Source organism: Aquaspirillum sp. (assembly GCF_055136605.1).
Genome location: NZ_JBSQVP010000032.1, coordinates 12496 through 27456 on the forward strand (window position 1 = coordinate 12496; position 14961 = coordinate 27456).

At 49.5% G+C, this 14961-nt stretch carries 14 protein-coding genes; 8 read left to right on the forward strand and 6 right to left on the reverse strand.

The window, feature by feature from the left end:
• Window positions 1–4: 4 nt before the first annotated feature.
• The 4 genes from ACTBZS_RS07095 (at window position 5) to ACTBZS_RS07110 (ending at window position 4561) form a co-directional block, all read left to right on the forward strand.
• Entirely contained in the window at window positions 5–934 is a 930-nt protein-coding gene (locus ACTBZS_RS07095) for an ATP-grasp domain-containing protein (protein WP_463043689.1), read from the forward strand.
• 39 nt (window positions 935–973) lie between these two features.
• Entirely contained in the window at window positions 974–2344 is a 1371-nt protein-coding gene (gene purB, locus ACTBZS_RS07100) for an adenylosuccinate lyase (RefSeq protein ID WP_460430316.1), read from the forward strand.
• A gap of 118 nt (window positions 2345–2462) precedes the next feature.
• Window positions 2463–4103, forward strand: coding sequence for a methyl-accepting chemotaxis protein (locus ACTBZS_RS07105; RefSeq protein WP_463043690.1), 1641 nt, complete (start codon window positions 2463–2465; stop codon window positions 4101–4103).
• 104 nt (window positions 4104–4207) lie between these two features.
• On the forward strand, window positions 4208–4561 hold the full coding sequence (locus tag ACTBZS_RS07110) for an H-NS histone family protein (RefSeq protein WP_460430275.1): 354 nt from the start codon (window positions 4208–4210) through the stop codon (window positions 4559–4561).
• 49 nt (window positions 4562–4610) lie between these two features.
• Here the strand turns inward: ACTBZS_RS07110 and ACTBZS_RS07115 are convergent, their stop codons facing one another.
• A complete protein-coding gene (locus ACTBZS_RS07115; protein ID WP_463043691.1) occupies window positions 4611–5834 on the reverse strand; it encodes a nucleoside recognition domain-containing protein in 1224 nt (407 codons plus the stop codon).
• Between the two features lie 153 nt (window positions 5835–5987).
• Between ACTBZS_RS07115 and ACTBZS_RS07120 the strand changes: the two genes are divergently transcribed.
• Window positions 5988–6947, forward strand: coding sequence for an NAD(P)/FAD-dependent oxidoreductase (locus tag ACTBZS_RS07120; RefSeq protein ID WP_463043692.1), 960 nt, complete (start codon window positions 5988–5990; stop codon window positions 6945–6947).
• An 8-nt stretch (window positions 6948–6955) separates the two neighbouring features.
• Here the strand turns inward: ACTBZS_RS07120 and ylqF are convergent, their stop codons facing one another.
• On the reverse strand, window positions 6956–7921 hold the full coding sequence (gene ylqF / locus ACTBZS_RS07125) for a ribosome biogenesis GTPase YlqF (protein ID WP_460430272.1): 966 nt from the start codon (window positions 7919–7921) through the stop codon (window positions 6956–6958).
• Between the two features lie 62 nt (window positions 7922–7983).
• Here ylqF and ACTBZS_RS07130 point away from each other — a divergent pair, with 62 nt between their 5' ends.
• Entirely contained in the window at window positions 7984–9408 is a 1425-nt protein-coding gene (locus ACTBZS_RS07130) for a cryptochrome/photolyase family protein (RefSeq protein ID WP_463043693.1), read from the forward strand.
• Here the strand turns inward: ACTBZS_RS07130 and ruvX are convergent.
• The 3 genes from ruvX to ACTBZS_RS07145 are packed head-to-tail and all read right to left on the reverse strand — an operon-like array spanning window position 9391 to window position 11266.
• Window positions 9391–9864: a Holliday junction resolvase RuvX gene (gene ruvX / locus ACTBZS_RS07135; RefSeq protein WP_460430270.1), complete on the reverse strand. Its 474-nt coding sequence runs from the start codon at window positions 9862–9864 to the stop codon at window positions 9391–9393. The genes ACTBZS_RS07130 and ruvX overlap by 18 nt on opposite strands.
• Complete coding sequence (locus tag ACTBZS_RS07140; RefSeq protein ID WP_463043694.1) at window positions 9864–10430, reverse strand: YqgE/AlgH family protein; 567 nt, start codon at window positions 10428–10430, stop codon at window positions 9864–9866. Before ACTBZS_RS07140 ends, ruvX begins: the two co-directional genes overlap by 1 nt.
• A 17-nt stretch (window positions 10431–10447) precedes the next feature.
• Complete coding sequence (locus tag ACTBZS_RS07145; protein WP_463043695.1) at window positions 10448–11266, reverse strand: TatD family hydrolase; 819 nt, start codon at window positions 11264–11266, stop codon at window positions 10448–10450.
• A 30-nt stretch (window positions 11267–11296) separates the two neighbouring features.
• Between ACTBZS_RS07145 and ACTBZS_RS07150 the strand changes: the two genes are divergently transcribed.
• Entirely contained in the window at window positions 11297–13177 is a 1881-nt protein-coding gene (locus ACTBZS_RS07150; RefSeq protein WP_463043696.1) for a PAS domain S-box protein, read from the forward strand.
• The gene (nosR, locus tag ACTBZS_RS07155; RefSeq protein ID WP_463043697.1) at window positions 13170–14477 is read left to right on the forward strand and encodes a response regulator c-di-GMP phosphodiesterase, NosR family; all 1308 of its coding nucleotides are present in this window, start codon (window positions 13170–13172) and stop codon (window positions 14475–14477) included. The genes ACTBZS_RS07150 and nosR overlap by 8 nt, the downstream gene beginning before the upstream one ends.
• A gap of 126 nt (window positions 14478–14603) precedes the next feature.
• Here the strand turns inward: nosR and ACTBZS_RS07160 are convergent.
• Window positions 14604–14961: hypothetical protein (locus tag ACTBZS_RS07160; protein WP_463043698.1), on the reverse strand; the 358-nt coding region annotated here is incomplete at its 5' end.

Genomic DNA, 14961 nt, shown 5'->3' on the forward strand with positions numbered 1-14961 from the left:
GGCGATGAATTCATCTGTTGCAAAGACCCATCCAATGTGGGATGTGGTGGTATTAACCGAAGCACGCTATCTGGTTGAAGAAAAAGACGATTGGTATAGCCGCCAACTCCATGCCGAAGATCGCTATGTCGTCGAGGCATTGCAGGCCTTAGGGTTGCGTGTGATACGCCGCGATTGGGCAGACCCTGCGAATACTTCAGGGGATGCACAAAGTTTGTTATTCCGTAGCACATGGGATTACTTCGACCGCTTTGCGACCTTCTCACCGTGGCTTGAACAGGTGTCACAACAATGCCAGCTGTTTAATCCAGCACCATTGCTGCGTTGGAATGTCGATAAACACTATTTGGCTTATCTACAAACCGCTGGTGTGCGAATTGTCCCCACCCATTTTATCGAGGTCGGTGACCCACACACCTTGGCCGATCAGTTGGCACTGTTTGACGATGAGCAATGGATTCTCAAGCCGGCGGTATCAGGTGCAGCACGCCATACCTATCGTTTTCATCGTCAACAGGTGGCGGATTACCAAGCTATTTACGCCGAACTGATTGCACATGAAAGCCTGCTGTTACAGCCCTTCCAACACGCTATCACCGAGCAAGGCGAGCTGTCGATTATTGTAATTGATGGCAAAGTCACCCATGCCATTCGCAAAACGGCTAAGGCAGGTGATTTCCGCGTACAAGACGATCATGGCGGTACAGTGCACCCCCACGAAGCCACAGCAGAGGAAATAGCCTTTGCCCAAGCAGCAGTTGCCGCAGTGCCCTTTGATGTGGTGTACGCACGGGTGGATGTGATTCGCGATAACCACGGCCAGTTGGCGGTGATGGAACTGGAAATGGTCGAGCCAGAATTATTCTTCCGCTATTGCCCTGCTGCGGCTGAACATCTTGCTCGTGCCGTACACCGCCGTTTGCAAGCGATGTAAGACGTTATTTTTTCTTTTGATAAAAAGTCGATTCTGATGATGACTCCTCATACTTTAACTGCGCTTTCTCCTCTTGATGGTCGTTATGCCGCCAGCGGCGAAGCACTGCGCCCTATTTTCAGTGAATATGGCCTGATGAAATTCCGCGTCCAAGTGGAGTTGGAATGGCTGAAAATGTTGGCAGCCGAACCAGCAATCAGCGAAATTGCGCCTTTCTCTGCCGAAACGCTGCAAGAAATTGATGCCTTGATTGCCGGCTTTAGCGTAGCCCATGCCGAGGCAGTAAAAGCCATTGAAGCGCGGACCAACCACGATGTGAAAGCCATTGAATATTGGCTGAAAGAACGTTTGTCAGGCAACCCAGAAGTGGTCGCTGCCAGTGAGTTCATTCACTTTGCTTGTACATCAGAAGACATTAACAATCTGTCGCATGGTTTGATGTTGAAAGCGGCCCGTGATGAAGTGGTGCTGCCAACACTTGATGCGACGATCACCAAATTAACCGAGCTGGCCCATCAGTTTGCCGATGTGCCAATGATGGCACGCACCCACGGTCAACCTGCCACCCCTTCGACCATGGGCAAAGAGCTGGCGAATGTTGTCTATCGCCTACAGCGTCAACGCCAACAAATTGCCCAACAAGACATGCTAGGCAAAATCAACGGCGCAGTGGGTAACTTTAATGCCCATTTAGCCGCTTATCCTGATGTGGAATGGGAAGGCTTGGCACAACGCTTTGTTGAAGGGCTGGGTTTAACCTACAACCCTTACACCATTCAAATTGAACCTCACGACTATATGGCGGAATTCTTCCATCTGTTGTCGCGTGTCAACACCATTTTGATTGACCTAGCGCGGGATATTTGGGGTTATATTTCCCTTGGCTACTTCAAACAGAAAGTGGTTGCAGGTGAAGTTGGTAGTTCGACCATGCCACACAAAGTCAATCCGATTGATTTTGAAAATGCCGAAGGGAATTTCGGTTTGGCCAATGCCCTGCTGTTGCATTTAGCAGAAAAATTACCTGTCAGCCGTTGGCAGCGTGATTTAACCGATTCGACCGTATTGCGTAATATGGGTGTGGCAGTCGGTTATAGCGCCTTAGGCTTTAAAGCTTTGATGCGTGGTTTGAATAAGCTCGAGATTAACCCGCCGGCTTTGGCAGCCGATCTCAATCAAGCATGGGAGCTATTAGCTGAGCCAATTCAAACTGTTATGCGTCGTTATGGTGTAGAAAACCCTTACGAGCAATTAAAAGAATTAACCCGTGGTCGCGATGGCATTACCCAACAAACGTTGGCAAGTTTTATCCAAAGTCTGGCCATTCCCGAGGCAGAAAAACAGCGTTTGTTAGCGTTGTCTCCTGCTGAATATTTGGGAAAAGCGACAGAATTGGCACGCCGCATTTGATTTGCTTTTTGTTTCAAAGTGAAAAAACCGCCGTCAAAGGCGGTTTTTTCATTGTCTTGCAATGCACAATACCGCTAATCTCTCGCCTTATGCCATATTTTTTAGAGGCTTGTACGCTATGAAATGGTTTTCTCGTCTCAGTGTTCGTTGGAAACTCCAGCTAGGGTTTTTCCTAGTTACGATGATTACCACTGTCTACAACCGTGTATTAGCGGTGTATGAACTTGACAATATGATTGATATTGCTCGACAAGGTGGGGCGTCATTAAGTTTGATTGCTTCTTTAGAAGCAGAACGCCAACAATGGATTATCCATGCCATCTGGGAGTCAGGTTTAGAGTTTGCCGTGCAATTTGTGGTGATTGGTTTAGCAGCACGTTTATTTGTGCAACCGATTTTGGCACTACGTGATGCCTTAGCTGCCATGCAAAAAGGCGATTTAACCCATGCAGTCCCTGCTACAGCAGAAGATGAGGTGGGCGAGCTTCAAGTCAGCTTTGAAGTCATGCGGCAAAAAATGGCAGCAATTCTGGGGCAGATCGAAGACAGTGGCCGCCAAGTCAATCAATCGGCCTATCAAGTCACCACCCTTGCGCGTGAAATTGCTGAAGTCAGCGAAAAAGAAGAACAACGTTCGTCAGAAGTCAGCGCCGCCACCAAAAGTTTGCAGGCCATTGCCAGTCAAGTGTTAGAACAAGCACAGCAAGCAGCAAGTCGCGCTATTGAGTTAGAAAACCGTGGCAGGGAAGGGATTGAGTCGGTCGAGCGCAACATTGATGGCCTAGAACAAACATCACAACAGGTCGCTACTGCGTCACAGCGAATTGCCGAACTCGAAGCCAGCACAAGTCAAATCAACGACATTATCTCAACCATTAAAGAAATTGCTGGTCAGACCAATCTGTTGGCGTTAAATGCAGCGATTGAGGCAGCACGAGCAGGGGAATTAGGGCGTGGTTTTGCGGTAGTGGCAGATGAAGTACGAAAATTGGCCGAGCGTTCCACGTCGTCTGCGGAAGAAGTCAACCGGATTATCACGTCTCTTAATGAGAGTGTGGTTCAGGTCACTGATTCCATGCACTCAGTGGTGGAAGGCGTGCAGAATAGCCGTGAGGTTGCCGCGTCAACAGTGGCCGTGATTGAAAATATGGTTGGTGAAATTGCGCGCACAGCCGAAGGAAGTCGTCATATCACGGGTGCCAGTGAAGAACAAATGCGCGAGTTCGACCGTCTAGAGGAAACACTGGCGGCTCTGTTTACTACCTTGCGTGAATCGTCTTCTAAAGTGGCGACCACAGCCAGCATTGGCGATACGATTTTCCGTATTAGTGAGCAGCTCAATCAAACCATGGCCGGTTTTGTCTTAGACCGCAAAGTCAAAGCACAACCCGCCAACCATGAAAAACGCCGCCATCCTCGTTCAGATACGCCGCTATTGGCGCGGGTACTTCATCATGGGGAAAATGTTGAAGCAGCCACTTTGGATTTAAGTATTTCTGGCATTCGAATTGCCAGTATTGCCGAATTAAAAAGCGACGAGCCAGTCAAGCTAGAATTGTTCTTGCCACAACAGTCTTTAGACGCCTATCAAAACCAAAAACCACTGCAATTAGATGGCAAAGTGGCTTGGGCTCAACCCGCAAAAAACATTGGAGATTCCAATATTTACGGCTTACAGTTTTCTAAATTGACCTCGGCACAAGAAGCTGCCTTGCGTGCATGTTTGGCGTTTTATCATCGTCCGGTTGAATTCCAGTAACAACAAAAATCACATTTTTATTTAGTTTGCTATTGCCTTCAGTAGATATTTTGGCTTTAATTAGACGGTGATAGTTTTATGACTCTCTTGCGAAGGAAAATACGATGTCCGCAAACTTAGAAAATCTGGTAGAACAAATCAGAGAATTGTCTTTGGAAGATGCTTTATCCGTTGAAAAAGAACTGAAAGCACATATTGAAGAGCGTCGTCTGCAAAGCCGCCGTCAAGTGCTGGCTCAGATTAATCAGCTGATGAATATCGCGGGTTTGAGCACCGATGATTTGGCTCGTTTGGATAATGGCCGTCGTTTAAGCGATGAAACTCGCGCACCGGTTAAACCAAAATACCATCATCCAACCGATCCTTCCGTGACTTGGACTGGCCGTGGTCGTTCGCCATTATGGATGGTGCACTGGGAAGAACAAGGTCGTTCACGCGATGATTTGCTGATTAAATAATTTCAGCGTATCAAGCCAATCAAACCGCTGCCTCGTGCAGCGGTTTTTTTTAACCAAAAAACCAATAACACACCGCAATAGCCGCGAGCACACCACATAAATCAGCGAATAAAGCACAAGGAATAGCATGGCGAGTGTAACGAACCCCCACGGCACCAAAATAAACAGCCAATACATAAAAAGTGGTTTCGGTGCTGCCTTGGATCACCGCCGCTAATCGAGCAGGAAAACTATCGACTCCAAAATTTTTCATGGTTTCAATCATCATGGCACGTGCTCCACTGCCTGAAAACGGTTTAATCAATGCAGTGGGTAAGGCATCAACAAAACGAATATCACCATTAAAAAGCGTTACAACATAACGGATACCACTGAGTGCCCAATCTAATGCACCACTGGCGCGCAATACCCCAATCGCAGCCAACATCGCGACTAAATACGGCAACAGTTGGATCGCTATTTCAAAACCACCCTTCGCACCTTCAATAAAAGCATCATAAACCGCTATTTTTCGGTAAAAAGCATAGGATAAAAATCCTAACAGAATGGAAAATAAGACCAGATTACCTGTTAATGAGGAGACTTCTGTTAATAAAGCCGCCGGCAGGGTGGCTAAGCTTGACATTAACATCGCGAGTACCGCACCGATAGCCAAAACATATCCCCACATCACCCAGTCAAATTTCAGCCGTTGCACCACGGCAACCGCGAATAATCCTGCTAGGCTAGAAGCACTGGTGGCCAATAAAATGGGGAGAAATACAGCAGCAGGATCCGCCGCCCCTTGCTGAGCGCGATAGACAAAAATGGTGACCGGCAATAAGGTCAAAGAGGATGCGTTCAGCACCAGAAATAAAATTTGTGCATTGGTGGCTGTGTCGGGTGTCGGGTTCAGTTCTTGTAATGCACGCATGGCTTTTAAGCCAATTGGGGTGGCTGCATTATCCAGCCCCAACACATTGGCCGCACAGTTCATGGTTAAAAATCCCAGTGCCGGATGTCCATTGGGCACTTCTGGCATCAAGCGGCGAAAGAGGGGCGCTAATACCCGCGCTAACGCATTCATTAGGCCAGCCCGCTCAGCGATCATTAAAAACCTCATCCACAACGCTAAGCTACCGGCCAGCGCAATACAAATTTCAATACTGGTTTTTGCCATATCGAATAGGGCAGTCATCATCCGCGCAAACACCTCGGCATCGCCCTGCCACCAGTTAGCGAGAGCGGCAATCGCCGCGAGCAAAAAAAATACTGGCCACAAAATATTTAACATGATGTGGTTTTTCCTAATGTAAAAATGTTTAGTTTTTGTCTAGAACAAAATATGATGTAATGACTCAAATCTCAGATAGAGCCCCTGTTGAACGAGGGGAATTGTCCCACAACACGACCACGCTGCGGGTGGGTGATAACAAGGAGTACAGCGGTGCATATTGCGATTATTGGTACAGGGATGGCGGGGTTAACCGCAGCCCGAGCATTAGACGAAGCCGGTTTACAAGTCACCGTATTTGAAAAAGGCCGTGGTTTGGGAGGGCGGTTGAGTACCCGCCGAGGTGAAACCGGACAATTCGATCATGGTGCAGCCTTCTTTACCGTACGGCATCCCGCTTTTATTACAGAAGCTGCCGCTTGGCGTGAAGAAGGTGCCGTAGAAGTATGGCCCGGTAAATTAGTTCACCTCACCCAGCGCGGTCTTGAGGCGGCCTATCCTGACGACCGCTACGTCAGCGTACCCGGTATGAGTGCCTTAGGACGATTTTTGGCTGAAGGATTACATTGCCAGCGTGGGCATCGAGTACAACAGATCGAACCCACCGGCAGTAATTGGCGCGTGTTTCTCGATGACGGCAGCACACACAGCTTCGATGGCCTTATTTTAGCCATCCCCGCCCCACAAGCCGTCGCCTTACTTTCAGGTGTGCATCATTTTGCGGGAGACATTGAGCAAAACGTCCAGATGACTGCGTGTTGGAGTTTATTGGCACAAAGCGAAGCCAAACCAGCGTTTGATGCGGCATTTATTGATAATGACAGTCCATTGGCGTGGGTGGCGCATGAGGTCAGCAAACCGGGCCGACATGACAGCCTCAACTGGGTGGCCCACAGTCGCGGCGATTGGGCAGAACAACATCTCCACCATGCCACGGACTGGGTGCAAGCCACGTTAACCGCTGCTATGCAGCATGTGGTGCAAGGGCCAGTCGAAGCGGTTGCGGTACACCGTTGGCGTTATGCCCGAACGGCACGCGCATTAGGCCAAACTTGCCTATTTGATCGTGCTTTGCGTTTGGGCATTGCGGGTGATTGGTGTTTAGGTGACCGAGTGGAACATGCTTTCTTATCCGGTCAGGCAGTCGCACAAGCTTTGTTAACCAGTGACTAACACCCCGCTTAACTGGCGGCGGTATCGTCATCTTCCGCTAACAAACGCGCAGCACGCGATTTTTTACGTTTCGGTTGTGGTTGTGCTGCGCGGGCGGCAGCCTCTGCCTCGCGCTGGGCTTGAATCTCTTGGCTGATGCGTTCCCAATCTTGCGGCGTTTCCAAACTAATACGACCTATTCGCCCATCGCGGAAATCGGTTAGCAAGCGTTCTGCTGCTTTCTGGGCATCCACTCTACCGCCGGCGCGGACGGTGCCCATGCGGCGGCCAATTTGCTCGAACAGCTCAAAATCCGTCGTTGCCAGTTCAGCCAATTGGTAGCGTTCACGCAAAGCGTCTGGATAACGCTGGGCCAATACGGTCAATAAACTGAGGGTCACCCCTTCCTCGTCTAAGGCATTGCGCCCAATGGCACCACTTGCTGCCAACATATCGCCACAGAAGGGGTGCTCAATTTTTGGCCACAACATACCGGGGGTATCCCACAAAGTGACGTTTTCATCGAGTTCCACCCGCTGTTGTGTTTTGGTAATAGCAGGCTCATTACCGGTTTTTGCCACTTTGCGGCCAGTGAGGGTGTTAATCAAAGTGGATTTTCCGACGTTAGGAATACCACAAATAATCAAACGGAGTGGCTTATCAAAACTAGCACGATGCGGCGCCAAACTGCGACTGGCTTCTAAAATCCGTCGTGCAGGTGCGCGCTCGTGATAGTCCAGCCCGATGGCTTGGGTTTTTTCATGCGAGGCAAACCAATGTAGCCATTGTTGAGTCACACTTGGATCGGCGAGGTCTTGCTTATTTAAGACTTTCAGCAAAGGCTTTCGGCCTAACACCAATTCTTCCAACATCGGGTTAGAAGATGAACGGGGTAGGCGAGCATCTACCATTTCAATCACCACATCGGTATCAGATAAACGCTCGTGAAAGGCCTTGCGTGCCTTGTGCATGTGGCCAGGAAACCATTGAATCACGGGGACTTGCTCCGAAAAATGATGCGATTTTAACGGTTTAGACTCAATTCAGGAGAATTTTAATGGTTGTTGTTCCGGCTTCTTATCAACGTAGCCTGTGTTGGTTTCGGCGAGATTTGCGTGATTTTGACCACGCTGCGCTATGCCATGCCTTACAACAAAGCGAACAAGTGCTGTGTGTCTTTGTATTTGATAGCACTATTTTGGCCAGCTTACCCAGAGATGACCGGCGGGTTTCGTTTATTTGGCACGCGGTGGCTGAGCTCGATCAGGCCTTGCGACAACAGGGGTCTGCGCTCTGTGTGGTGCATGGTGATGCGAAAACAGAAATTCCCCGCCTCGCTGCCCACTACCAAGCCCAAGCGGTATTCTGTAATCATGATGATGACCCCTCAGCAATCGCCCGTGACCATGCGGTTGCACAAACGCTCGCCACGCAAGGTTGTGCTTTTTTTGATGCTAAAGACCATGTGATTTTTGAACGGGCAGAGCTGCTCACTCAAGCTGGCAAGCCTTTCAGCGTTTTTACCCCTTATAAAAATAGCTGGTTAAAAAACATCAATACTGAATTTTTACAAAGCTATCCGGTGGAACACTATCGCAGCGCACTGTGGCAACAACCGCATGTGCCTCCGCTGCCGAGTGTGGCTGATTTGGGTTTTGTGGCCTGTGATTTCGTTGCACTGCATATCAAAACAGGGATGCGTGGAGGGGAACAGCTATGGGCCGACTTCCTACCGCGAATGTCGCTTTATAAACAAGCCCGTGATTTTCCTGCGGTAAAAGGGGTGTCCTATTTATCTGCCCATGTCCGTTTTGGCACAGTCTCTATCCGACAACTGGCACGCACCGCATTTGAGCATGGCGGCGAAGGGGCAGAGGGCTGGTTAAATGAGTTAATTTGGCGTGATTTTTATCAACAAATTCTCTACCACCGCCCCGATGTCGCCAGCGGACACAGTTTTAAAGCAGAGTATGAGGGTTTGGTTTTCCCGGGAGAGGAAGCGCATTTTGTTGCGTGGTGTGAAGGGCGGACGGGCTACCCGATTGTCGATGCTGCGATGCGCCAGTTGCAACAAGTGGGTTGGATGCACAACCGCCTGCGGATGATTACCGCCAGCTTTTTGGTGAAAGATTTGCTCATCGATTGGCGAAAGGGTGAAGCACACTTTGCCCGCTGGTTATTAGACTATGACCTTGCCGCTAATAACGGTGGTTGGCAATGGGCGGCATCGACTGGCTGTGATGCACAACCCTATTTCCGCATTTTCAACCCAGTCACCCAATCACAAAAATTCGACCCGAAAGGACAATTTATTCGCCGTTATGTGCCTGAATTAGCCAATTTAGATGACAAGGCCATTCATGCACCGTGGCAGGCCAAACAACTGCCCTTGGGTTTCCGCTTAGGGCGCGATTACCCTCACCCCATTGTTGACCATGCCGCCCAGCGTTTGCGGGCTCTGGCGTTATTCGAGCGGGGTTGAGGTTGGCAAAATATAGTCGTTGACAGCTATGGCCATCTCTGGCGCCTCAAAAAAGCTTTGCAAAATCGCCTGCGCCGCCACTTGGTCGAGCGCAGGTTTTTGCTTGCGCCCACGCACGCCAACCTCTTTTAACAAAGCCTCAGCCACTAATGAACTGTGGCGTTCATCCACCAAAAAAACCGTCAAGCCAAACCGCCCCTCAAGCCGCCGCGCAAAGCGTACAGCCAAACGAGTCATCTCGTGTGGTGTGCCATCGGCATGTGTGGGTAGGCCAACCACAAGGGCGTTGGGTTGCCATTCTGCGATTAAGTTTGCAATACGTTGAAAACGGGGCTCGGTTTCTGCCCCGTGCAAGGTTTCAAGGGGATGAGCAATGCCCACTAGGGTATCGCCAGTGGCAATACCAATCCGTTGTTCACCAAAATCAAATGCCAAGACACCGCCGCTCACCTGCATTAGGCGTGCCCCACTTGATCGGATAACGACAACATATCAATGCCTAACAACGACATGGCTGCATTAAAACGATGTTCTGAGGGTAAATCGAAAATCAAGTCTAAATCGGCGGGTGCTTCGACACTTAACCACGCATTTTGCGCCAGCTCATGCTCCAATTGCCCCGCATCCCAGCCTGAATAACCTAAACATAAGAACAAGCGTTCTGGCCCACCGCCTTCAACCATCACATTAAGAATGTCGCGTGAAGTCGTTAGGGCGGTTCGTTCGGTAACTTGCAGACTGGATTGCCATTCACCGGCGGGTTGATGCAAGACAAACCCCCGATCTGTTTGCACGGGGCCACCAAAATAAACGGGCAGATTCTCCCACTCGGGACGACCGAGATGCAGCCCCACTTGTTCAAATAATACAGACAGCGTCATTTCTGAGGGCCGGTTTAATACCACGCCCATCGCGCCATTCTCTGTATGTTCACACAGATAGACCACGCTTTTTGCAAAGAGCGGGTCGGTCATATTTGGCATCGCAATCAAAAAATGATTGGCAAGAGAAAAGGTGGACATAGTGACATAACCTGTTTTTAAGTTGATGGCGCGGCGATAGACAACACAGACCCCGCCGCCAGTTTCGGCAAAGCCTGCCAAGTATTCACCAAACAAGCTTGGGTCAGCTCGGTGAATTCTATCTTGCGTAAATCCGCAAGCTCAGCAGCAAAACGCCGTATATTAGCAGGTTGATTAACCTGACCTTGTGCCCATTGTGGCGCCATATCCGGCGCATCGGTTTCTAACACCACAGCCGACAATGGCAAATGGCTGGCCAAGCGACGAATCCGTTGCGAACCACTAAAAGTCATCGCTCCACCAAAGCCCAGTTTAAACCCTAACTGTAAAAACACCTCGGCTTGCTGTTCGCTACCGTTAAAAGCATGAGCAATTCCCCCTACTACCGGATAGCGACGCAGATATTTTAACACTCGATCGACAGCACGCCGGCTATGTAACAACACGGGGAGTTGATGTTGCTGTGCCAACTGTAATTGCTGCACAAAAACCCATTCTTGTTCTTCCGCCCCATCTTGCCCATGATAAAAGTCCAAACCGATTTCCCCCACTGCACACGCCTGCCCCGATTGCAGCGCCTCGGCAATCTGCGTTAACTGTTGTGCATTGTCTGCCCGACAACCGACGGCTAAGGGATGCAAACCATACGCAACGGCGCAACCATAACGCTGGTGCAGCCACTGTTGGCGTGCAAAGTTGGCGGCACTGACAGCAGGAATCACAATTTGCCTGACATCCGCTGCCCACGCCGCAGACATTACCGCTGCATGTTGAGAAAAAAGGCTCTCTGCATCAAGATGGCAGTGGGTATCAATAAGAAAAATCGGCGGCATCATTCGCCCCATCCGGCATGTGAGGAAGACATTATGCCCATCCATCTAAATTTAACGTGTTCCTTGGCAAATTTGGCCCAAGAGGTCGAGTTGCCCGCCACTGTCCGACAACAGTTGGGGTATATGCTGTTTAACGAACACCTGCCATTGAGTTTGAGTGATAGCCGTGGTCGCATGTGTTATGTCAATCAGGCGTTTTGTCATCTCAGTGGCTATCGTCGTGACGAGTTGTTAGGGCGTTCTTATCGTATCCTGCGCTCGGGTTTACATTCCCCCGATGTATTTCGAACCTTGTGGGAAACGCTTAGTGCCGGCGCCAGCTGGCACGGTCAGTTAGCCAATCGCAGTAAAAACGGCCAATTATTTCACCTACAGCTGCATATTTTCCCCTTTTTTGACAGTGAAGGCGAAATTGGCTATGCCGCCATTGGGTCGGATATCACCTCATTAATTCGACAACGGCAATCGGCAGTACAAGCCCAACTGCGTAGCGCCAAGCTGTTAGATCAGATTATTGAAGATGGGCCAGTGCCAACCTTTGTGCTTGATTTAAGCCATACCATCACACATTGGAACCGCGCCTGTGAATACATCACCGGTTTTAGTGCCAAAGAGATGGTTGGCACACAAAAACAATGGCAACCGTTTTACCCTCAACCACACCTAGTGTTAGCTGATTTGATTATTGAAGGTTTACCCTTGGATGAATCGAATGGCTTGTATATCAAAGGCCGGCGTTATTCTTCCGTGATTGAAGGCGCGTATGAAGCTGAAGGATTTTTCCGGCACCTTGGCCCCGCCGGTCGTTGGTTATTTCTCACTGCTGCTCCGTTGTTCGACACCGATGGTTATCTCATTGGTGCGATTGAAACTTTGCAAGATGTCACTGAACGCAAACAAGCCGAACAAGCGTTAACCCGCGCTCATAGTGAATTGGAGTATTTAGTTGAACAACGGACAAAACAACTCAGTGTCGCCAAGTCGGAATTAGAAAAAGACATCGTGCGCCGTAAAGCCTCCGAGAATGAATTGCGGCGGCGGAATGAAGAATTAACCAAACTGAACGGATTACTGCGAGAGGCACAGCAGCAGCTTTTACAGTCTGAAAAAATGGCATCCATTGGCCAACTCGCCGCCGGTGTTGCCCATGAAATCAACAATCCAGTCGGTTATATCCAATCGAATTTAGCTTCATTGGGACGCTATTTAGAGGATTTGTTCGCGATTATTGATAGCCTAGAACAATGCCTCTCGGCCCTTCCCTTAGATCATCCGGTGGCAGAAACAGCGCGGGCAGTGTGCACAGACAAAGATTTGGTGTACCTACGAGCCGACTTACCCGATTTATTACGCGAGTCGAATGAAGGGGTGATTCGAGTGCGCAAAATTGTGCAGGACTTAAAGGATTTTTCTCGGATTGATCGGGCCCAAAGTTGGGAAAAAGTCGATTTACACCAAGGGCTGAATAGTACGCTGAATATCGCTCATAACGAAATCAAATATAAAGCCGATGTGATCCGTCATTATGGTGATATTCCATTGGTGGAATGTGTGCCGTCGCAGTTAAACCAAGTGTTTATGAATTTATTGGTTAATGCAGCCCATTCGATGGACGGCAACAAACGCGGCCAAATCACCGTTACCACGCGTTTATTCGATCTGCAGCACGTCGCCATTGAAATTCAGGACAGTGGCTGTGGCATTCCAAAAGAACTACAAACCCGAATTTTCGATCCTTTTTTCACCACCAAACCAGTCGGCCAAGGGACAGGTCTAGGTCTGTCGTTATCGTTTGGAATTATTCAAAACCATCATGGTCGGATCGAATTAGAAAGTGAAGCCGGCATAGGCAGCCTATTCAGAATTATCCTACCCATCAACCAAGCAATGATAGAGGAACCGCCTCATGTCTAATTTTACGGTGTTATGTGTCGATGATGAAGCCAATATTCTGTCTGCCTTACGGCGGCTCTTTCGGCCCACGGGTTATCGTTTATTGACCGCACAAAGCGGTGCCGAAGGCTTGGCGATCCTCGAACAGGAACAAGGGCAGGTTGATGTGGTGATTTCCGACATGCGGATGCCGGAAATGGACGGCGCGACTTTTTTAGCAGAAGTGTTACGCCGCTGGCCAAACACGTTGCGCATGTTACTCACTGGGTATTCTGATCTCAATTCGACCGTATCGGCGATTAACCAAGGTGAAATTTACCGCTATTTAGCCAAACCGTGGAACGATCAAGATTTGTTACTCACAGTGCAAGATGGTTTAGAAAAACAGGCGTTATTGCGGGAAAAAAACCGTTTAGAAGCACTGACTCAACAACAAAATGAACAGCTTAAACAACTCAATGCCAGCCTAGAAGATAAAGTCAAAGCGCGTACCGCCGAGCTGCATAGCGCGCACGAACGCTTGAAGAAAAATTTCATCAGCTCGATTCATGTGTTCTCACATCTTATCGAGCTGCGCGATGGCCATAGTGCTGGCTTTTCACGACGGGTAGCAACGCTGGCACGCCGGATTGCAGGACAGTTGGGTGCCAACCACAAAACCACCCAAGATATTTTCCTCGCGGGTTTATTGCATACCCTCGGCAAAATTAGCCTACCAGATCGCCTATTGAGTAAGCCGGTTTCTCAACTCAGTGCTGAAGAAAAACAACTGTGGGGCAAACATCCATTAAAAGGCCAACAAGCGTTAATGGGTTTGGAGGAGTTAGCCGAAACCGCCCGTCTGATCCGGTCTTATTGTGAACATTTTAATGGACAAGGTGTGCCCGAAGGCTTAGCCGGCATGCAAATCCCACTTGGTGCCCGCATTTTGGCCGTCGCCAGCGATTTTTATGCATGGCAAGATGGCATGTTGGAAGACGTCAGTTATTCAGAAAACGAAGCCAGAAAACGAATTGCCCAAGGTGCAGGGATGCGCTACGACCCAACCGTGGTAGCGGCATTTAATGCGCTGTTTGTTGAACAACCGGAAACCAGCCCAGAGACCGAAATTGTCGAGCTGTATTCGCTTAATTTATTACCCGGCATGATTTTGGCGCGAGATTTGTTCAGTCGCGATGGGGTGTTGCTGTTAGCTGCCGATTTTGTGCTCGAAGAACGAACCATCCGCCAGATTTGTGAATATGAAAGCGTGGAGAATAAACGGCTGGTTTTGTCTATCTATCGCCACAGCGACCCCGTTTCGCGAGGTGAGATGTCTTAGATGCTGGCTCGTTAGGCACGTTTCTGTGCCCACCACATCGGCAAAATACTGCCGTATGTGACACGAACCGGTACAAATATCAGGGCAGGCACAGAGGCTTGCCCCTACATACGGCGACGGTGCTGGTTAACCCTCGAAAATATCCTCTAACCGCTGTGCTTGTGTTAACGACACTCCCCACTGCTGCAACTGCTCCGGCGTCGCTGCCCGTAACCGCGACAACATCCAATCCGGTAATGGCTGTCCAAACCGCGCCTCAATCAATGTTCGGAGGAGGGTTTGCATGCCATCTTCCCTGCCCTTTTCCAACCCTCGCTGTTCACCACGTTCTTCTGCCACTTGAATCTCTGTGTTGTAATCCCACACTGCCCGTTCGCGTGCCAATGCCCGTAACCGTTCTTCCTTGGTCTGGCTCATTTGCTCTAGGGATTGCAAAACAGTCATTACCGGTGTGTGTGTCAGCTGTGCCATGATGTGTTGCTCC